Annotated in this window: 20 protein-coding genes; 15 read left to right on the top strand and 5 right to left on the bottom strand. The window is 69.5% G+C overall.

The window, feature by feature from the left end; genetic code table 11:
* Positions 1–13: 13 nt before the first annotated feature.
* A complete protein-coding gene (locus tag EV671_RS09785) occupies positions 14–403 on the bottom strand; it encodes a response regulator (protein WP_132571124.1) in 390 nt (129 codons plus the stop codon).
* Between the two features lie 48 nt (positions 404–451).
* Positions 452–604 (bottom strand): rubredoxin, encoded by a 153-nt coding sequence (locus tag EV671_RS09780; protein WP_132571242.1) that lies wholly within the window; start codon positions 602–604, stop codon positions 452–454.
* A gap of 180 nt (positions 605–784) precedes the next feature.
* On the opposite strand from EV671_RS09780, the gene thiD reads away from it, so the two are divergent.
* From thiD to mpl, 3 genes are read left to right on the top strand one after another with little or no spacing between them, the layout of a single operon-like run.
* Positions 785–1,726 carry a bifunctional hydroxymethylpyrimidine kinase/phosphomethylpyrimidine kinase gene (thiD, locus tag EV671_RS09775; RefSeq protein WP_132571123.1) on the top strand — a complete coding sequence of 314 codons (942 nt, stop codon included), beginning with the start codon at positions 785–787 and terminating at the stop codon, positions 1,724–1,726.
* A gap of 19 nt (positions 1,727–1,745) precedes the next feature.
* On the top strand, positions 1,746–3,032 hold the full coding sequence (gene hemL, locus EV671_RS09770; protein WP_132571122.1) for a glutamate-1-semialdehyde 2,1-aminomutase: 1,287 nt from the start codon (positions 1,746–1,748) through the stop codon (positions 3,030–3,032).
* 28 nt (positions 3,033–3,060) lie between these two features.
* On the top strand, positions 3,061–4,428 hold the full coding sequence (mpl, locus tag EV671_RS09765; RefSeq protein WP_132571121.1) for a UDP-N-acetylmuramate:L-alanyl-gamma-D-glutamyl-meso-diaminopimelate ligase: 1,368 nt from the start codon (positions 3,061–3,063) through the stop codon (positions 4,426–4,428).
* Between the two features lie 56 nt (positions 4,429–4,484).
* Here mpl and EV671_RS09760 read toward each other — a convergent pair whose 3' ends face one another.
* Together EV671_RS09760 and EV671_RS09755 are read right to left on the bottom strand one after the other, a co-directional pair.
* Positions 4,485–4,895 (bottom strand): PaaI family thioesterase, encoded by a 411-nt coding sequence (locus EV671_RS09760; protein WP_132571120.1) that lies wholly within the window; start codon positions 4,893–4,895, stop codon positions 4,485–4,487.
* Between the two features lie 304 nt (positions 4,896–5,199).
* Positions 5,200–7,854 (bottom strand): zinc-dependent metalloprotease, encoded by a 2,655-nt coding sequence (locus EV671_RS09755; protein ID WP_165917520.1) that lies wholly within the window; start codon positions 7,852–7,854, stop codon positions 5,200–5,202.
* Between the two features lie 121 nt (positions 7,855–7,975).
* Here EV671_RS09755 and EV671_RS09750 point away from each other — a divergent pair, with 121 nt between their 5' ends.
* From EV671_RS09750 to EV671_RS09695, 12 genes are all read left to right on the top strand, one after another.
* Positions 7,976–8,566: a YqiA/YcfP family alpha/beta fold hydrolase gene (locus tag EV671_RS09750; protein ID WP_132571118.1), complete on the top strand. Its 591-nt coding sequence runs from the start codon at positions 7,976–7,978 to the stop codon at positions 8,564–8,566.
* Between the two features lie 17 nt (positions 8,567–8,583).
* On the top strand, positions 8,584–10,620 hold the full coding sequence (locus tag EV671_RS09745) for a ribonuclease catalytic domain-containing protein (protein WP_132571117.1): 2,037 nt from the start codon (positions 8,584–8,586) through the stop codon (positions 10,618–10,620).
* Position 10,621: 1 nt separating this feature from the next.
* Complete coding sequence (locus tag EV671_RS09740; RefSeq protein ID WP_132571116.1) at positions 10,622–11,473, top strand: energy transducer TonB; 852 nt, start codon at positions 10,622–10,624, stop codon at positions 11,471–11,473.
* Positions 11,474–11,543: 70 nt separating this feature from the next.
* Positions 11,544–12,359: a shikimate dehydrogenase gene (aroE, locus tag EV671_RS09735; RefSeq protein WP_132571115.1), complete on the top strand. Its 816-nt coding sequence runs from the start codon at positions 11,544–11,546 to the stop codon at positions 12,357–12,359.
* Positions 12,359–13,072 (top strand): monofunctional biosynthetic peptidoglycan transglycosylase, encoded by a 714-nt coding sequence (gene mtgA / locus EV671_RS09730; protein ID WP_132571241.1) that lies wholly within the window; start codon positions 12,359–12,361, stop codon positions 13,070–13,072. Before aroE ends, mtgA begins: the two co-directional genes overlap by 1 nt.
* Positions 13,073–13,367: 295 nt before the next feature.
* Positions 13,368–13,895, top strand: a complete 528-nt coding sequence (locus tag EV671_RS09725; RefSeq protein WP_132571240.1) for a hypothetical protein — start codon at positions 13,368–13,370, stop codon at positions 13,893–13,895.
* Positions 13,892–14,413, top strand: a complete 522-nt coding sequence (locus EV671_RS09720) for a TlpA family protein disulfide reductase (protein WP_132571114.1) — start codon at positions 13,892–13,894, stop codon at positions 14,411–14,413. The genes EV671_RS09725 and EV671_RS09720 overlap by 4 nt, the downstream gene beginning before the upstream one ends.
* Before the next feature lie 138 nt (positions 14,414–14,551).
* A complete protein-coding gene (gene aroQ / locus EV671_RS09715) occupies positions 14,552–15,001 on the top strand; it encodes a type II 3-dehydroquinate dehydratase (RefSeq protein WP_132571113.1) in 450 nt (149 codons plus the stop codon).
* Between the two features lie 56 nt (positions 15,002–15,057).
* Positions 15,058–15,525, top strand: a complete 468-nt coding sequence (accB, locus tag EV671_RS09710) for an acetyl-CoA carboxylase biotin carboxyl carrier protein (RefSeq protein WP_132571112.1) — start codon at positions 15,058–15,060, stop codon at positions 15,523–15,525.
* Positions 15,526–15,534: 9 nt separating this feature from the next.
* Positions 15,535–16,884, top strand: a complete 1,350-nt coding sequence (gene accC / locus EV671_RS09705) for an acetyl-CoA carboxylase biotin carboxylase subunit (RefSeq protein WP_132571111.1) — start codon at positions 15,535–15,537, stop codon at positions 16,882–16,884.
* A gap of 40 nt (positions 16,885–16,924) precedes the next feature.
* The gene (gene prmA / locus EV671_RS09700; RefSeq protein ID WP_132571239.1) at positions 16,925–17,812 is read left to right on the top strand and encodes a 50S ribosomal protein L11 methyltransferase; all 888 of its coding nucleotides are present in this window, start codon (positions 16,925–16,927) and stop codon (positions 17,810–17,812) included.
* Positions 17,809–18,762 carry a zinc-ribbon and DUF3426 domain-containing protein gene (locus EV671_RS09695; RefSeq protein WP_132571110.1) on the top strand — a complete coding sequence of 318 codons (954 nt, stop codon included), beginning with the start codon at positions 17,809–17,811 and terminating at the stop codon, positions 18,760–18,762. Before prmA ends, EV671_RS09695 begins: the two co-directional genes overlap by 4 nt.
* A gap of 186 nt (positions 18,763–18,948) precedes the next feature.
* Here EV671_RS09695 and EV671_RS09690 read toward each other — a convergent pair.
* Positions 18,949–19,487: histone (locus EV671_RS09690; RefSeq protein ID WP_132571238.1), on the bottom strand; the 539-nt coding region annotated here is incomplete at its 5' end.

Genomic DNA, 19,487 nt, shown 5'->3' with positions numbered 1-19,487 from the left:
CAATGGCTGCTTGTCAGGGCCGGTGCTGCAGCACGGCCTGAAGCAACTGGTCCTTGGTGAAGGGCTTGGTCAGGTAGTCCTGCGAACCCACCATGCGGCCGCGGGCCTTGTCGAACAGGCCGTCCTTCGACGAAAGCATGATCACCGGCACCGCCGAGAACTGCGGGTTGCGTTTGATGATGGCGCAGGTCTGATACCCATCCAGGCGCGGCATCAGGATGTCGCAGAAGACCAGATCGGGATGGAAGTCGCCCAGCTTGGCCAGCGCATCGAAGCCGTCCTCGGCCAGCGCCACCTCGTGCCCGCCCTGCTTCAGGAAGATCTCGGCACTGCGGCGGATGGTGTTGCTGTCGTCGATGACCAGGATGCGGGTCGGCGCCGCTGCGGAAACTTGCTCGTTCAAACCTTGTCTCCTCGGAACTTCAGCTCGGGGCCGGGCCGGTGGGCCGAGTCAGATGCGCACCATCTCGAAATCTTCCTTGCGCGCGCCGCAGTCGGGGCAGACCCAGTTCATGTCGACATCCGCCCAGGCGGTGCCGGCGGGAATGCCATGCTCGGGATCTCCCGCGGCTTCGTCGTAGATCCATCCACAGATCAGGCACATCCAGGTACTGGGTTCGCTCACGGTGCTCAGAGTTTGCTCACTACAATCGAATCATTCTAGCCAGGGCCCGAGAGCGCAATGCTGAGGGCAAACGCCTGTGCCCAGGGCCTCAGGAGCACCCTTTTAGCGGCAGACTCCACGCTTTGCGGCAGCTCTTTGGCCGCGACCGCCACGACCCCCATGAGCCCAACATCCCACCCCGCCGACCCCGAGGTCGATCAAGCCCAAGACGAGCAGGAGAGCCCGCCGCCGGCCTGCGTGCTGAGCTTCAATGCCAGCGACGCCTCCGGCGCCGGCGGCCTGGCCGGCGACGTGTCCACCATCGCCGCCATGGGCGCCCACTGCCTGCCCGTCGTCACCGCCATCGTGCTGCGCGACACGGCCGAGGTCTTCGAGCACCACAACCTCGACGCCGACGTGCTGGCCGAGCAGGCCCGCCACATTCTCGAGGACGTGCCCATCACCGCCTGGAAGGTCGGCTTCCTCGGCAATGCCGAGGGCGTCAGCGCGGTCGCCGAGGTGCTGAGCGACTACCCTGACGTGCCCCTGGTCACCTACCTGCCCTCGGTCGCCTGGATCGACGAAGACGAGCAGCAGCAATACCTGGACGCGCTGCGCGAACTGGTGCTGCCGCAGACGGCCGTGCTGGTGGGCAACCACAAGACGCTGACCGACTTCCTGCTGCCCGACTGGGACAGCGAGCGCAGCCCCTCCGCGCGCGAACTGGCCGTCGCCGCCGCCCAGGCCGGGGCCCAGCATGTGCTGGTGACCGGCATCCAGCTGCCCAACCAGTACGTGGACAACGTGCTGGCCAATTCCCAGGGCCCGATCACGGGCGAGAAGTTCGAGCGCTTCGAGACCGCCTTCGTCGGCGCCGGCGACACGCTGTCGGCCGCGCTGGCGGCGCTGCTGTCGGTCGGCGCCGAGCTGCACTCGGCCGTCAGCGAGGCCCTGTCCTTCCTCGACCAGTCGCTGGACGCGGGCTTCCGCCCCGGCATGGGCAATGTCATCCCCGACCGCTTCTTCTGGGCCCTGCCCGCGGCGGACGAGGAAGGTGCCGAGCCCGCCTTCGACGAACCCGAGCCCGAGCAGCCGCCGAAGTCGCCGCGGCGCATGCACTGAACCCCTTCATTCGTTTCCGATGGTTACCAATTCGCAGTTGTTCGAGCGCGCCGCGCGCGTCATTCCCGGTGGCGTGAACTCCCCCGTGCGCGCCTTCCGCGCCGTCGGCGGCACGCCGCGCTTCATCGCCCGCGGCGAGGGCGCCTACATCTGGGACGCCGAAGGCCGGCGCTACATCGACTACATCGGCTCCTGGGGGCCGATGATCCTGGGCCACGGCCACCCGGCCGTGCTCGAGGCCGTGCAGAAGGCCGCCACCGAGGGCTTCTCCTTCGGCGCGCCGACCGAGCGCGAGATCGAGCTGGCCGAGGAGATCCTGAACCTCGTGCCCAGCATCGACCAGGTCCGCCTCGTCAGCTCGGGCACCGAGGCGACGATGAGCGCCATCCGGCTCGCTCGCGGCGCCACCGGTCGACCCAAGTTCATCAAGTTCGAGGGCTGCTACCACGGCCACACCGACGCCCTGCTCGTGAAGGCCGGCTCGGGCCTGGCCACCTTCGGCCACCCGACCAGCGCCGGCGTCACGCCCGGCGCGGCGGCGGACACGGTGGTCCTGGAATACAACAACGTCGCGCAGCTGGAAGCCGCCTTCGCCGAGCACGGCGCCGAGCTGGCCTGCGTCATCGTCGAGCCGATTGCCGGCAACATGAACTTCGTGCGCGCGTCCCTGCCCTTCATGACCGCGCTGCGCCGCCTGTGCACGCAGCACGGCGCGCTGCTGGTGCTGGACGAGGTGATGACGGGCTTTCGCGTCGGCCTCGCGTCGGCCCAGGGCCATTACGCCAGGCTCATCCCCGGCTTCGCGCCCGACATCTCGGTGTTCGGCAAGGTCATCGGCGGCGGCATGCCGCTGGCGGCCTTCGGCGCGAAGCGCGAGGTCATGCAGCACCTGGCGCCGCTGGGCGGCGTCTACCAGGCCGGCACGCTGTCCGGCAACCCGGTGGCGACGGCCTGCGGGCTGGCGACCCTGAAGGAGATCCAGAAGCCGGGCTTCTTCGAGTCCCTGTCCGCCAAGACGCAGCAGCTCGTCGACGGACTGAAGGCCGTGGCGGCCGAGAACGGCCTGCCCTTCAGCGCCGACTGCGAAGGCGGCATGTTCGGCTTCTTCCTGCTGCCCGAGCTGCCGCAGAACTACACCACCGTCATGACGACGGACAAGGAGCGCTTCAACCGCTTCTTCCACGCGATGCTCGACGCGGGCATCTATCTTGCTCCGGCCTTGTACGAAGCAGGTTTCGTTTCGGCGGCGCACAGCCAGGCCGACATCGACGCCACCCTCGCGGCCGCGCGCACCGCCTTGCGCTGATCTCTCACGCCCTTTGGGGCGGACCGACATGCATCTGCACATCCTCGGCATCTGCGGCACCTTCATGGGCGGCCTGGCGGCGCTGGCACGCGAGGCCGGCCACAAGGTCACCGGCTGCGACGCCAACGGCTACCCGCCGATGAGCACCCAGCTCGAAGCGCTGGGCATAGCCCTCATCGAGGGCTTCGGCGCCGAGCAGCTGGCGCTCAAGCCCGACGTCTTCGTCATCGGCAACGTCGTCACGCGCGGCGAGCGCTTCCCGCTGATGGAGGCCATCCTCGACGCCGGCCTGCCCTATGTCTCGGGCCCGCAGTGGCTGGCCGAGCATGTGCTGCAGGGGCGGCATGTGCTGGCCGTGGCCGGCACGCACGGCAAGACGACGACGACGTCCATGCTGGCCTGGATCCTGGAGCACGCTGGTCAGAAGCCCGGCTTCCTGGTCGGCGGCGTGCCGCAGAACTTCGGCGTGTCGGCCCGGCTCGGCGAGGGCAAGGCCTTCGTGATTGAAGCCGACGAGTACGACACCGCCTTCTTCGACAAGCGCAGCAAGTTCGTGCACTACCGGCCGCGCACGGCCGTCCTGAACAATCTCGAGCACGACCACGCCGACATCTTTCCGGACCTGGCCGCCATCGAGACCCAGTTCCACCACCTCGTGCGCACGGTGCCGGCCAGCGGCCTGCTCGTCGTCAACGCCCGCGAGGAGGCGCTGCAGCGCGTCATCGCGCGCGGCTGCTGGAGCGGGCTGCAGCGCTTCGGCGCGAAGAAGGAAGAGGCTGGCATGCTGCGCGCCCGCGGCGAACCGCAGGCCTTCGACGTGCTGCGCGGCAGCCTCAAGGTCGCGCGCGTGGAGTGGGGCCTGATCGGCGAGCACAACCAGCTCAACGCGCTGGCCGCCATCGCGGCGGCCGAGCATGTGGGCGTGTCACCCGAGCAGTCGGCTGCGGCCCTCGCCGAATTCCAGAACGTGCGCCGCCGCATGGAGCTGCGCGGCGAGGTGGGCGGCATCAAGGTCTACGACGACTTCGCCCACCATCCCACGGCCATCCGCACGACCATCAACGGCCTGCGCCGCCGCATCGCGCCGGCCGAACGCATCCTGGCCATCTTCGAGCCGCGCTCCAACACGATGAAGCTGGGCACGATGAAGGCCCAGTTGCCCTGGGCGCTGGAGGAGGCCGACCTGGCCTTCTGCAATCAGCAGGGGCTGAGCTGGGACGCCAAGGAAGCGCTGGCGCCGATGGGCGCCCAGGCCGTGGTCGGCGCGGATGTGGACGCGCTGGTGGCAGCCGTCGTCAAGGCCGCGAAGCCGGGCGACCATCTGCTGTGCATGAGCAATGGCGGCTTTGGCGGCATTCACGACAAGCTATTGCAAAGCTTGGCCGCCCGGGCCTGAAGGCCCGAAGAGCGGCATCCACGACAGGCTGCTGGCCGCACTGGCCAGATAGCCGCTCACTTGCCGTAAAGCACCATCTGCGTGCAGCGGAACAAGGCCATGGTCTTGCCCGTGTCCTGGTTCGTGACGACCGCGTCCCAGACCTGGGTCGTCCGGCCCAGGTGCACGGCCTTGGCCACGCAGGCGATGCTGCCCTCGCGGGCGGTGCCGAGGAAATTGGACTTCAGCTCCACGGTCGTGAAGCCGACCGCGCCTTCGGGCAGGTTGTCCAGGCAGCCGTAGCCGGCGCAGGTATCGGCCAGTGTGACGACGCTGCCGGCGTGCAGGAAGCCGTTGGACGCCATCAGCTCGCGCCGCACGGCCAGCTCGGCATGCGCCTCGCCATTGCCCACGTGCGTGACGACGATGCCCAGATGACCCGGCAGCATGCCGACTCCCGATTGATTGCAGTGCGCCGCATCGGCCATGCATCTCTCCTGTTGAAACTGCGCCGATCCTAGCGACCAAAAAACCGGCATCGCAGTCGGCCTTGCTCTGGCGCATGCCCTCGGATTGCGGGCCGAGCGCCGGGCCGCCCCAAGCCGGCCCGCGCTGGCGATGTGTTCGCGGTTCGATGCCGCGGACATCGCCGTCCCCGCGAGGGCTGAGGCCGGACACAAGGCGCCCAGTGAGCGCCTTGTGCCTGCCGAAGAGCTGCGGCGCAAGCCGCAGCGCGGTCTGCAAGACCGACCAGACTCGCTCGCGTTCAGCGACGCGAGGCCAGGCGAGGGGTCAACTCCTCACCAGCGAGGCCTTGAGCATGCTGTTCAGCATGTCCTGCAGCTCCGCCAGATGGGCGCGGGTCTCGACCGACAGGCCCGGCTTGGCCGCCGCCGCGCGCAGCTCGTTGGCGAGCTGACTCGCGTGCCAGCGGGCCATCGAGAAGGCGTCGGCATAGACCGTTGCACCATTGGTCGAGCGGTTCAGCTGGGCCTGCAGGCGCTTGATGTATTCGCGCTGCAGGCTGCGGCGCATGCGGTCGACCTCGGCGCCGGCCTTGACCTCGCTGAAGATGGCCGCCTGCAGCGTGCCGTAGACCTCGCTGAGCGACACCGCGCCCTTGCGCTGGGCCTCGGGCAGGTAGCCGCCCATCTCGATGAGGCGGCGCGCGGTGTTGGGCGACATCAGCCGGTCCAGCACGCGGCCCTGCAGCGCGGCGACGGCATCCGGGATGGACAGCGGCAGGCCGCGGTCCGACTCGTTGTAGTCCAGCGTCTGGCTGGTCAGGAACTCGGGGCGAAACCTGAACGAGTCGCTGGACAGCAGGCCGGTGGCGATGAAGCGCAGGGCCTCGCGCTGCTGGGCGTTGTCCACCGGCTTGAAGGCCGGCCCCGACGTGACGCCCGGCACCACGCGCTCGGCATACATGCCGCCCACGTATTTGCTGACGTTGTTGGCCGTGAGCGCCAGCTGGCGGAAGCTCTCGAAGACGGAGCGGCGGTTGCGCAGCGGGTCGTCGCCGACCGAGGCCGGGCGGCCCTGCACACGCTCCCACAGCTCCTGGCTGAGCTTGAGCCGCTTCTTCGCATAGGCCAGCGGGTCGTCGCCGAGGTCGCGCTGGTTGGTGCGCGGGTCGAAGCCGTCGTAGGGGCCGCCGACGCCCTGGTCGAAGTCGTCGCCATAGGCCAGCTGCGGCTCGGTCGAGCGCGCGGCGATCCTGGCCAGCTCGGCCGCCTCCTGCTCGGCCGGGAGGGTCCTGTAGGCGTACTCGATGGCCCAGTAGTCGTAGGCACCCAGCGTCGTGTTCGTCAGGCTGGCGCGCGGCTCGCCCTTGAGCGGCAGGTTGTAGGCGTTGTAGTCCATCACCGAGTTGGAGATGCCGTGGGCCTCGGTCCAGGCCTTGTCCTTGAGCTGGGCCTGGGTGACAGTCGTGGACGAACGGAAGTTGTGCTTCAGGCCGAGCGTGTGGCCGACCTCGTGCATGACGACGTCCTTCACGACGGCCTGGGCCAGCGCCTCGGCCTCGGGGCCGTTCATGTCCATGCCATCGCGCAAGGCCAGCAGGTCGAGCGCGAAGCCGAGTTCGTCGGCCTGGTCGGCCATATAGCTGCACTGCTGCTCGGCCAGGGCCTGGCTGCTGCGCTCGCCCATCCAGGCGCCGAGGGCCTGGGCCTGGCCCCCCGACAGCACGTCGTCCACGGCGAAGCGGCGGCTGCCACGGCCGAAGACGTCGCTCATGCCGATGTCGGCGTCCAGGATCTCGCCGGTGCGCGGGTCGCGGTTGCTCGGGCCGATGGCGAAGCCGACGTCGGCGCCGGTGAACCAGCGGATGGACGCGTGGGTCGAATCCATGTTGTCCCAGTCAGCGTCGTCGGGCTGCTGCCTGACCACGACGGCGTCCTTGAAGCCGATCTTCTCGAAGGCCTTGTTCCACTCCAGGATGCCGGCCTTGACCGACTCGCGGTACTTGGCCGGGATGTTCTTGTCCAGCCAGTAGACGATGGGCTGCACGGGCTCGGACAGGGCCGCCGCCGGGTCCTTCCTCTCCAGGCGCCAGCGGGCGATCATGTGCACGCGCGGGTTGGCCTTGAGATCGTCGCCGAGGTTGCTGTAGGTCTCGGAGAAATGGCCCAGGCGCGGGTCGGCGAGGCGGATGGCCGCGGGCGCCTCGGGCAGCGCACGGAGGCTGTAGACGAAGCTGAAGAACATCGAGCGCGGATCGGGCGTGGCCTGGGGCGGCGACGGCATCGGCACGGGCGTCGGGATCAGCGGCGGCGCGGGGATGCGGGCCGTCGCGAAATGCACGCGCGCGGTCAGCGTGGAGACCTGGGCGTCGGCGCGGCTGGCCTCGATGAAGGAGTTGGCGCGGTCGGGCGCATAGGGCAGGCGGTAGGCCAGCTCCAGGCGCGTCGAGTAGCCGGGGATGTCGTTCAGCAGCAGGCCGCTGGCATCCACCAGCACGGACTTGCGGTCCGGGTGGTCGGCGCTGGCCACCGGGCCGGCCGCGATCAGGCTGGGCGAGAAGGCCTGCTCGACGGCAAGCTTGCTCGACGCGTTGTCGGCGCGGAACTTGGTGTTCAGCGCGATCAGCTGCACATGGTTGCCGACGCGGCGCCACTCGGCCAGCTCGTCGCCCAGCATCTGGCTGGCGTAGAGGCCGCGCTCGCCGACCGCGTTGGCGACGTTGACGCTGAACAGGAAGGGCTTGTTGAAGTACTCCTTCGGGATCTCGATCCAGACCTTTTCGTCCTTGCGCCAGATCGGGAACAGGCCCGGCTGTTCCTTCGCGCCCTTGATGACGTCGGCAAAGGGCTTGGGCGCGGTCGGGTCGACGGGCGGGCGGGCCGCGGGCGCCGACGCGGCAGCGCCGGGTGCGGCGGGCGGCTGGGCCTGCGCCAGCGCGGACAGGGCGAGCAACGCGGCCACGGCGAGCGCGGAGCGGGACATCGGGATCATTGAGGTGTCCAGGGGAAACGAAAGGCGGCCACTGTGGCGGGCGGCGACACTCGCGTCAATCGGCGCCCGCCCCCGTCGGCGGCGCACAAAACCCCACGCAAAAACTTCCGTCATGGCCCTCACGTATCTGCTCTATCTGCATGGTTTCCGCTCCTCGCCGAACTCGGCCAAGGCGCGCCGCATGGCCGCCTGGGCAGCCGGGCAACCCGGCCTCGTTTTCGCCTGCCCGCAGTTGCCGCCCTCGCCGCGCGAGGCCATGGCCCTAACGGCCGAACTCGTCGCCGGCTGGCCGGCCTCCGGATCGGCCGTCATCGGCAGCTCGCTGGGCGGCTTCTACGCGACCTCGCTGGCCGAGCAGCCCGCCCACCATGGCTGGCGCGTGGCCGTGCTGAACCCGGCCGTCGACCCGGCCCGCGACCTGTCGCACCACATCGGCCCGCAGACGGCCTGGCACGACCCGACGCTGAAGTTCGACTTCACGGCCCGGCATGTGGCCGAACTGGCCGCGCTGGCGCCGCCGGCGCGGCTGGCCAACCCGGCGCGCTACTACGCGCTGATCGCCAAGGGCGACGAACTGCTGGACTGGCGCGAGATGCTGGCCCGCTACAGCGGCTGCGACGGCGAGGTGCTGGACGGCAGCGACCACGGCTTGAGCGACTTCGAGGCCCACCTGCCCGGCGTCGCGGCGCACCTGCTGGCGTAAGGGACAATCACGACCCTATGTCTGTGACCTTTGCGCTGTTCGATGACGCCGGGAAATTCCTCGCCGGCCGTGTGATGAGCGAGGCCGATGCCTCGATGCAGGTGGAACTCGACTCGGGCAAGCGGGTCAAGGTCAAGGCCGCCAATGTGCTGCTGAAGTTCGAGCAGCCGGCGCCCGCCGTGCTGCTGGCCGACGCCCGCGCGCTGGCCGACGACATCGACCTGGACCTGGCCTGGGAGTTCGCGCCCGAGGGCGAGTTCGGCTTCGCCGACCTGGCCCGCGACTATTTCGACGCCAAGGCCGGCGTCGTGCAGCAGGCCGCCGCGCTCCTGCGCCTCTTCGACGCGCCGCACTACTTCCGCCGCGCCGGCAAGGGCCAGTTCAAGAAGGCCCCCGAGGAGACGGTCAAGGCCGCGCTGCTCGGCATCGAGCGCAAGCGCCAGCAGGCGCTGCAGATCGAAGCCTGGGCCGAGGAGCTGGTCCAGGGCGCCTGCCCCCAGCCCATCCAGGACCAGATCTACAAGATCCTGTTCAAGCCCGACAAGAACGGCCCCGAGTACAAGGCCGTCGTCGAGGCGGCCAAGCGTTCGCACAAGGCGCCGCTGGACCTGCTGCAGGGGGCGGGCGCCATCACCAGCGCCTACCAGTTCCACTGGAAGCGCTTCCTGTTCGAGAACTTCGCCAAGGGCGTGGGCTTCCCCGCGCTGACCGCGCCGGAGATCAAGGACGAGCTGGCGCTGAGCCCGGTGCAGGCCTTCTCCATCGACGACTCGCAGACCACCGAGATCGACGACGCGCTGTCCGTGCAGGGCCTGGGCACGGGCACCGTCGTCTTCGGCGTGCACATCGCGGCGCCGGGCCTGGCCATCACGCCGGACTCGGCCATCGACAAGGTCGCCCGCGAGCGCCTGTCCACGGTCTATATGCCAGGCTGGAAGATCACGATGCTGCCCGACGAGGTCGTGCAGGCCTACACGCTGATCGAGGGCCGCGACTGCCCGGCCGTGTCCATCTACTTCACGATGGACGAGGCGACGCTGGAAATCCGCGCGAAGGAAACGAAGCTGGAGCGCGTGCACATCGCCGCCAACCTGCGCCACGACCGGCTGGACGGCATCGTCACCGACGCCAGCCTGTCGGGCCAGGCCCCGGCGGACTACGCCTTCGCGCCCGAGCTCGCCTTTGCCTGGCGCCTGGCCAGGCAGCTGAAGGCACAGCGCGAGGTCGTGCGCGGCAAGCCGGAGAACTTCAACCGGCCCGACTACAACTTCCGCCTCGCCGGCGAACGCAACGAGCCGCCCAAGGGCGACGAGACGGTCGAGATCAGCGTGCGCGCCCGCGGCAGCTCGCTGGACCTGATCGTGGCCGAGGCCATGATCCTGGCCAACTCCGCCTGGGGTGGCTGGCTGGCCGAACTGGGCCTGCCCGGCATCTACCGCAGCCAGGCCAGCCTGGCGCCCGGCATCAAGGTGCGCATGGGCGTCAAGGCCCTGCCGCATGCCGGCATGGGGGTGGCCAGCTACACCTGGGCCAGCTCGCCGCTGCGCCGCTATGTCGACCTGGCCAACCAGTGGCAGATCATCGCGGCCGCCCGCCACGGCAAGACGGCGGCGCTGGTGGCGCCCTTCAAGCCCAAGGATGCCCAGCTCTTCTCCATCATCTCGGCCTTCGAGTCCGCCTACGCGGCCTACAACGGCTTCCAGAACGGCATCGAGCGTTTCTGGACGCTGCGCCACCTGGCCCAGAACGGCATCACCGAGCTGACCGCCACCGTCATGAAGGAAGGCCTGGTGCGCGCCGATGACCTGCCGCTGGTCTTCAAGGCCCTGGGCTGCGAGAGCCTGCCGCGCGGCAGCCATGTGAAGTTGCGCATCACCGGCCTGGACGAGATGACGCTGGACGTGCACGCGACGCTGGTCGAACGCCTGGACGAGGTGGCCGCCACCGAGGAGCCCGAGGGCGACGACGACGAACTCGAGGCCGCCGCAGCACCGATTGCGCTGGCCATCGACGTCGACGAATCCGAACCGGTCGAACCCGCGCCATCGAACTGAGATGCGCAAGCCGAACACGCTGGAGATCGCGCTCGCGTGCTCGCTCGGCGTGCACGGCGTGCTGCTGGCCTGGCGCGCGGGCTCGCCCGACTCCTTCAACCGCGTGTTCCAGGACACGCCGCTGGAGGTCGTGCTCGTCAACACCCGCTCCAACGAGGCGCCGGTCAAGGCCGCGGCACTGGCCCAGGCCAATCTGGCCGGCGGCGGCAACATGGAAACCGGCCGAGCCACCTCGCCGCTGCCGCCGGCGCGGCACAACGAGACGGGCGACGCGGCCGAGGCTCAGCACACCCAGATCGCGCAGCTGCAGGAGCAGCAGCAGCAACTGCTGACCGTGGTGCGCCGCGAACTGGCCCTGCTGCCGCCGCCGGACCCCAAGCGTGAGAAGACCGACGCGAACGAGCGCGCCCAGGCTGAGAAGCGCCGCCAGCTCGTGGAGCTGCTCGCTGAGATCGAGAAGCGCGTCAACGACGAGAGCGCCCGGCCGCGCAAGCGCTACGTCAGCCCTGCCGTGAGAGAGGTCGTCTACGCGCAGTACTACGACGGCCTGCGCCGCCGCATCGAGGAGCGCGGCACGCGCAACTTCCCCGAGTACCGCGGCAGGAAGCTCTACGGCGAACTGGTCATGAACATCAGCGTCAACCAGCGGGGCCGGGTCATCGAGACCGAGATCGTGGCCTCCAGCGGCAACCCGACGCTGGACCGCCGTGCCATCGCCATCGTGCAGGCCGCCTCGCCCTTCGGCAATTTCAGCCACGAGATGCTGCGCGGCGCGGAGGTGCTGGTCATCACGTCGCGCTTCAAGTTCACGCGCGACGAGGGGCTGGAGACGACTTTGACGGGACAGGAATGAGCGCCGCGCGGCCGCCCGAAGGAGCTCAGCTCCCGCATGGCGGGACAGCGCGACGCGCGAAGGGTGCAAGATGAAAGACAGATACGCCGTCGTCGGCAACCCGGTCGAGCACAGCCGCTCGCCAGCCATCCACGCGATGTTTGCCGAGCAGACCGGCCAGGACATCGTCTACCAGCGCCTGCTGGCGCCGCTTGACGGCTTCGAGCCCTCGCTGCGCGCCTTTGCGGCCGGCGGTGCCAAGGGCTGCAACATCACCGTGCCCTTCAAATTCGAGGCCTTCGGGCTGGCCGCCGTGCGCACGGAACGCGCCGAACTGGCCGGCGCAGCCAACACGTTGCGCTTCGACGCCAACGGCTGGGCGGCCGACAACACCGACGGTGCCGGCCTGGTCAACGACCTGCAGCACAACGCGGGCCGGCCGCTCGCGGGGCTGAAGGTGCTGCTGGTCGGCGCGGGTGGCGCGGGCGCGGGCGTGCTGGGCAGCCTGATCGCTGCGAAGCCGGCGCAGATCACCATCGTGAACCGCAGCGTCGACAAGGCCGAGGCCCTGGTCGCGAGCCATGCCCATCTGGGCGTGGCCCTGAGCGCCGCGACGCTGCCGGACGCGCCAGCCGCACAGGACGTGGTCATCAACGCGACGAGCACCAGCCTGGCCGGCGCCGCCTCGCCCGTCGACGCCCGCGTGCTCAAGCCCGGCACGCTGGCGCTGGACATGATGTACGGCCCCAAGGCACAGGGCTTTCTCGACTGGGCCGCCGCCCATGGTGCGGAGCCGCGCGACGGCCTCGGCATGCTGGTCGAGCAGGCGGCCGAGGCCTTCTTCTTCTGGCGCGGCGTGCGCCCCGACACCGCGCCGGTGCTCGCAGCCCTGAGGGCGTCGCTGTGATGCGCCACGTCGGCCGTCTGCTCGCCCTGCTGGCGCTGGCCCTGTTGTGCCTGCAGCTCTGGTTTGCGGGCCGCATCCTGTTGATGCGCTTCGTCGCGCCGCAATCCACCAGCTTCCAGCGCAGCGAGATCGTGCGGCTGCTGGGCGAAAAGCACCAGGTCAGCTGGAGCCAGCAGTGGGTGGACGACGCCCAGCTGCCCGCCACGCTCAAGCGCGCCGTCATCGCCAGCGAGGACGACGGCTTCGCCGAACATGGCGGCGTCGACTGGGATGCCCTCAAGGGCGCCTGGAAGAAGAACGAGAAGGCGCAGGCCCGCGTCGAGGCCCGCGGCAAGGGCGTGGCCAAGGTCGTCGGCGGCTCGACGATCACGCAGCAACTGGCCAAGAACCTCTTCCTGTCCGGCGAGCGCACGCTGCTGCGCAAGGGCCAGGAACTGGTCATCACGCTGATGCTGGAGGGCCTGCTGGACAAGCGCCGCATCCTCGAGATCTATCTGAACAACGTCGAGTGGGGCGAAGGCCTGTTCGGCGCCCAGGCCGCCGCGCGGCACTACTTCCGCGTCGACGCGGCACGGCTCGGCCCTTTCGAGGCCGCGCGCCTGGCCGTGATGCTGCCGGCGCCCAAGCGCTTCGAGCGCCAGCCCGGCTCGCCCTATGTCATGGGGCGCGCGGGCCTGATCGTCGGCCGCATGAACAGCGCGGAACTGCCATGACTGAAGCCCCTCGTCCAAGGATTACCTTGGCCGGTCTTGCAGACCGCGCCGCGGCTTGCGCCGCAGCTCTTCGGCAGGCACAAATCGCCCACTGGGCGCCTTGTGTCCGGCCTCAGCCCCCGCGGGGACGGCGATGCTTGCGGGGGATACCCCACTCGCACATCGCCCCAGCGGGCCGGCTTGGGGCGGCCCGGCGCTCGGCCCGAAAGCCGCGCACGATTTTCCTCATTTGCCTGCCGTGAGCAGCACCCAAGAAATCGCCGCCGCCGCCGCCCGCCTCATCGTCGACGAGGGCATGGACTGGGGGCCGGCCAAGCAGCGCGCCGCGCGCGACCTCGGCCTGCAGCGCGCCGCCCTGCCGGGCAACGACGAGGTCGAAGACGCCGTGCGCGAGCACATCGCGATCTTCCACGCCGACACCCAGCCGGCCGAGCTGCGCGCGCTGCGCGAGCTCGCAGCGCAGTGGATGGCGCGGCTGGCCGAGTTCCGCCCCCACCTGAGCGGCGCCGTCTGGCGCGGCACGGCAACGAGGCTGTCCAACCTGCATCTGCAGCTCTACTGCGACGACAGCAAGGCCGCCGAGATCGCGCTGCTGGACCGCGGCCTGAGCTTCGACGTGGCCGAGACCTCGGCCGGCAAAGGCCGGACGGTGGACATGCTCATCCTCCACGCGCCCTGCCCCGCCTTCGGCGAACGCGTCACACTCTGCCTGACCATCCTGGACTTCGACGACCTGCGCGGCGCGCTGAAGCCCGACGCCCGCGGCAAGACCGAGCGCGGCGACCTGGCCGCGCTGCAAACCCTGCTGGACTCCGACGCATGACCACCACCTCACGCCGCCTCGTGCTGGCCGGCGCCGCCGTCGGCGCGGCGGCCCTGGGCGCTTCCTTCGCCTGGCGCCGGGCAAACCCGCCGGTGGCCTCGGCCGTCGCCCAGGCCTTCTGGGCCCACCGCTTCCCCGCGCTGGACGGCAGCGAGCTGGACGTCGCCCGCTGGCGCGGCAAGCCCCTGCTCGTGAACTTCTGGGCCACTTGGTGCGCACCCTGCGTGAAGGAGCTGCCCGAGATCAATCAGTTCTACGGCGAAGCCAAAGGCCGGGGCTGGCAGGTTCTCGGCCTGGCAGTGGACCAGGCCGAACCGGTCAAGGCCTTCCTGCAGAAAACCCCGCTGGACTTCGCCGTCGCGTTGGCCGGCCCGCAGGGCCTGGGCCTGGTGCGCGAGCTCGGCAACCCGGCCGGCGGCCTGCCTTTCTCCGTCATCTTCGACGAAACGGGCGAGATCAGCTGGCGACGCCTGGGCGTCAGCCGCCTCGATGAGCTGCGCCAACTGGCCAAAAGCTAGGCGCCCGCACGGCAAAGCGCCCCACCCCCGAGAATTTCCCTATCCGGCGGGAAATCAGCGCCAAAACGCGTAAAGTTCGCCCTTCCTCAATTTAGTGGCGGCTCTCTAGGTCTCCGGGCCCGGTCCCCAGCCACGCGTTTGATGCAAATTCTCGTCCTGCATGGCCCCAACCTCAACCTGCTCGGAACCCGCGAGCCCGAGGTCTACGGCGCGCAGACCCTCGCCCAGATCGACGCCGAACTCGGCACGATCGCCCAAGATGCCGGCGCAACGCTGAGCAGTTTCCAGAGCAACCACGAAGGTGCCCTGGTCGACCGCATCCAGGCTGCGCGTGGCGATGGCACGCGCTTCATCATCATCAACCCGGCCGCCTACACCCACACCAGCGTCGCCATCCGCGACGCGCTGGCGGCCGTGGCCCTGCCCTTCATCGAAGTCCACCTCTCGAACATCCACCGCCGCGAGGCCTTCCGCCATCACAGCTATATGAGCGAATTGGCGGTCGGCGTCATCTGCGGCCTGGGCGCCAACGGCTACCGCCTCGCACTGCGCCACGCCCTCGAATCGTTGGGATCGGCAGGCGCCTGAACGCGTCGCCGGTCTTCCTTTTCCTTCCCTCAAAACAACAACAGCCTGGAGCCACCATGGACCTGCGCAAGCTCAAAACCCTGATCGACCTGGTCTCGGAATCGAACATCTCCGAACTGGAAATCACCGAGGCCGACGGCAAGGTCCGCATCGTCAAGTCCGACCCGGCCGCCGCCGTCGCCATGCAGCCGGTCTATGCCGCTGCGCCCGCGATGCCGGTCGTGACCGCTGCCGCCCCGCTGGCCGCCGCTGCCGCCGCACCGGCCGCTGCCGCCGCCCCGGTGGAAACCGGCCATGTCGTCAAGTCGCCCATGGTCGGCACCTTCTACCGCGCCTCCAGCCCCAACGCCAAGCCCTTCGCCGACATCGGCCAACAGGTCAAGGAAGGCGAGGCCATCTGCATCATCGAGGCGATGAAGATCATGAACGAGATCGAGGCCGACAAGTCCGGCACGATCACGAAGATCCTGTGCGAGAACGGCCAGGCTGTTGAATTCGGTCAGCCGCTGTTCGTCATCGAATAAGGACTTCTGATGTTCAAGAAGGTTCTTATCGCCAACCGAGGCGAGATTGCGCTGCGCATCCAGCGCGCGTGCCGTGAACTCGGCATCAAGTCCGTCGTCGTCTACTCCGAGGCCGACCGCGACGCCAAGTACGTGCGCCTGGCCGACGAGGCCGTCTGCATCGGCCCCGCGCCCTCGGCCCAGAGCTATCTCAGCATGCCGGCCATCATCGCAACGGCCGAAGTGACCGATGCCGAGGCCATCCACCCTGGCTACGGCTTCCTGAGCGAGAACGCCGACTTCGCCGAGCGCGTCGAGCGCAGCGGCTTCACCTTCATCGGCCCCAGCCCTGAGTCCATCCGCATGATGGGCGACAAGGTCTCGGCCAAGCAGGCCATGATCCGCGCCGGCGTGCCCTGCGTGCCGGGCTCCGAGGGCGCCCTGCCCGAAGACCCGAAGGAGATCATCCGCATCGCCCGCACGGTGGGCTACCCGGTCATCATCAAGGCGGCCGGCGGCGGCGGCGGCCGCGGCATGCGCGTCGTGCATACCGAGGCGGCCCTGGTGCACGCGGTGCAGACGACCCGCGCCGAGGCCGGTGCGGCCTTCGGCAACCCCGAGGTCTACATGGAGAAGTTCCTGGAGAACCCGCGCCATGTGGAGATCCAGATCCTCGCCGACACCTACAAGAACGCCGTCTGGCTGGGCGAGCGCGACTGCTCCATGCAGCGCCGCCACCAGAAGATCATCGAGGAGGCGCCGGCCCCCGGCATCCCCCGCCGCACCATCGAGAAGGTGGGCGACCGCTGCGCCGCCGCCTGCAAGAAGATGGGCTACCGCGGCGCCGGCACCTTCGAGTTCCTGTACGAGAACGGCGAGTTCTACTTCATCGAGATGAACACGCGCGTGCAGGTCGAGCATCCGGTGACCGAGCTGGTGACCGGCATCGACATCGTGCAGCAGCAGATCAAGATCGCGGCCGGCGAGAAGCTGCCGTTCACGCAGCGTCAGATCGAGATGCGCGGCCACGCGATCGAATGCCGCATCAACGCGGAAGACCCAGTCAAGTTCGTGCCCTCGCCGGGCCGCATCACGATGTGGCACCCGCCCGGCGGCCCCGGCGTGCGGGTCGACTCGCATGCCTACACGAACTACTTCGTGCCGCCCAACTACGACAGCATGATCGGCAAGATCATCGTGCACGGCGACACGCGCGAGCAGGCCCTGGCCCGCATGCGCATCGCGCTGAGCGAGACGGTGGTCGAAGGCATCCAGACCAACATCCCGCTGCACCGCGAGCTGATGGCCGATGCCAAGTTCATCGAGGGCGGCACGTCCATCCACTACCTCGAAGGCTGGATGGCCGCGCACAAGCGCTGAACGTGCTGCGTCTCGCGGGACAATACGAGGCATGAGTCATCTGTTTGAACTTGCCCTCGTCTGCCGCGAGGCCGATGTCGAGATCGTCAGCGACGCGCTGATGGAGATCGATGCCCTCGCGGTGTCCGTCGAGGACGCCGATGCCGACACCGATGCCGAGCACGCGCTCTTCGGCGAGCCCGGCATGCCGGCTCCCAAGGCCGGCTGGGACCGCTCCATCGTCAAGGCCCTCTTCCCCAGCGAGCCCGAGGCCACCGAGGCCGCGACGCTGATCCTGGCCCAGGACTGGGCCGAAGACGTGCACGTCCAGGCCATCCAGGCCGTGCCCGAGCAGGACTGGGTGCGGCTCACGCAGAGCCAGTTCGCGCCGGTCGAGATCACGCCGGAGTTCTGGATCGTGCCGAGCTGGCACGAGGCGCCGCCGCAGGCCCAGCGCATCATGCGCCTGGACCCGGGCCTGGCCTTCGGCACCGGCACGCACCCGACCACGCGCATGTGCCTGCGCTGGATCGCCAGGCAGAACCAGGCCTGGCCACGCGTGCTGGACTACGGCTGCGGCTCCGGCATCCTCGCCATCGGCGCGGCCCTGCACGGCGCGAAGAACATCGACGCGGTCGACATCGACCCGGCGGCCGTGACCTCGTCGCGCGACAACGCGGCAGCCAATGGCGTCACGCTGAATCCCGGCCTGCCCGAGCTCGCGCAGGGCGAATACCCGCTGGTCATCGCCAACATCCTGGCCACGCCGCTGAAACTGCTGGCGCCGCTGCTGAGCGCCCATGTCGCGCCGGGCGGCCACCTGATCCTGGCCGGCATCCTGTCGCGCCAGGCGGACGACCTGAAGGCCGCCTACGCGCCCTGGCTGGCGCTGGAGGTCAGCGATGAAGAGGACGGCTGGATCCTGATGACCGCCCGGCGCCCGGCATGAGCCTCGCGACGCGCTGCACCGCCTGCGGCACGATCTTCAGGATCGTCGAAGACCAGCTGCGCGTTTCCGACGGCTGGGTGCGCTGCGGCCGTTGCGCCGAGATCTTCGATGCCCGTGAACTGCTGTTCGACATCGAACGCGACGCGCCGCCGCCCTGGCCCGCCAGCATCGCACAGCCGGCAGCGGCCATCGAGTCGCCGCCCCCTCCACCGCCCCCTCCACCGCCCCCTCAACCGCCACCGCCCCCGCCCCCGCCGCCACCGGTGTTCGAGCCCGACTGGACGCCGCCCCCCGAGCCCGAGCCCCATGTCGACGCGCTGCCCACCGGCTGGCCAGAGGACGTGACGCGGCAGGAGCCGCGTTGGGTCGAAGATGAGGCGCCCGGCCCGGCATCACCACCTGCTGTGGCTGCCGAGCCCGCGCCGCAAGGCGTCGTCGTGCCCGAGTTCATGCGCCGCGCCGAGAGCAATGCGCGCTGGAACCGACCGGGCGTTCGCGTCGCCCTCGCCCTTGCCTCGCTGCTGCTGGCGGCCTTGATGGCCTTGCAGATCACGCTGCACTTCCGCGACGCCATCGCCGCCCTGTACCCGCCGATGCGCGGGCCGCTGCAGGCCCTGTGCAGCAGCTTCGGCTGCGAGATCAAGCCCTGGCGACACATCGAGGCCCTGAGCATCGATTCGACATCGCTGAACCCCATCGGCAACAGCGGCTACAGGCTCAACCTGTCGCTGCGCAACAAGACGGGTGTGGAGGTGGCGCCGCCCTGGATTGAGTTGAGCCTGACGGATGCGAGTGGCACGCCCTTCTCGCGCCGCGTGCTCGGGCCGCAGGCGCTGAGCCCGATGCTCAGGCAGGTCGGCGCCGAGTCCGAGCAGGCACTGTCCTTCAGTTTCAGCACCACCGGCAACCAGCGCGTCAGCGGCTACAGCGTCAACATCTTCTATCCCTGAGGCGGGACCGGGCGAAGTCCTTGAGGACTTCGCGACGCCCGCCGAAGGCCAGGCTGCATGCAGGCATGCCTGGCATGAGGCGGGACCGACCGAACGCAGGGCAAGAAAAAAAACCCGGCACCGCAGAGCGGGCCGGGTTTCGCGACTGCAGAACGGGCAGCGCGAGCCGCCCGCTCAGACAAACGCTCAGGGCTTGTTGCCGGTCGGGAAGGGCCAGGCGGCTTGCGGGCTCAGCGCGGTCTTGGCCGCGGGAGCGGGCGCAGCAGCGGCAGGCTTGGCCGCAGGGGCAGGCTTGGCGGCGGCCTTCTTGGGCGCGGCGGCCTTCTTGGCGGCAGGCTTCGCAGCGGGCTTGGCGGCAGCCTTCTTGGGCGCAGCGGCCTTCTTCGGTGCAGCAGCCTTCTTCGGTGCAGCGGCCTTCTTGGCGGGGGCGGCCTTCTTGGCGGCAGCCTTCTTCACCGGGGTCGCGGCGGCCTTCTTGGCGGGCGCAGCCTTCTTGGCCGGAGCGGCCTTCTTCGCCGGGGCAGCCTTCTTGGCGGCAGCCTTCTTCACCGGGGTCGCGGCGGCCTTCTTGGCGGGCGCAGCCTTCTTGGCCGGAGCGGCCTTCTTGGCGGGCGCAGCCTTCTTGACGGCAGCCTTCTTCACCGGGGTCGCGGCGGCCTTCTTGGCGGGCGCAGCCTTCTTGGCCGGAGCGGCCTTCTTCGCCGGGGCAGCCTTCTTGGCGGCGG

Origin of the sequence: Roseateles saccharophilus, assembly GCF_004342485.1 — a bacterium.
Lineage (GTDB): Bacteria > Pseudomonadota > Gammaproteobacteria > Burkholderiales > Burkholderiaceae_C > Pelomonas > Pelomonas saccharophila.
The sequence above is the reverse complement of the archived record's forward strand: the minus strand, read 5'-3'. Positions and strand labels throughout refer to the sequence as shown.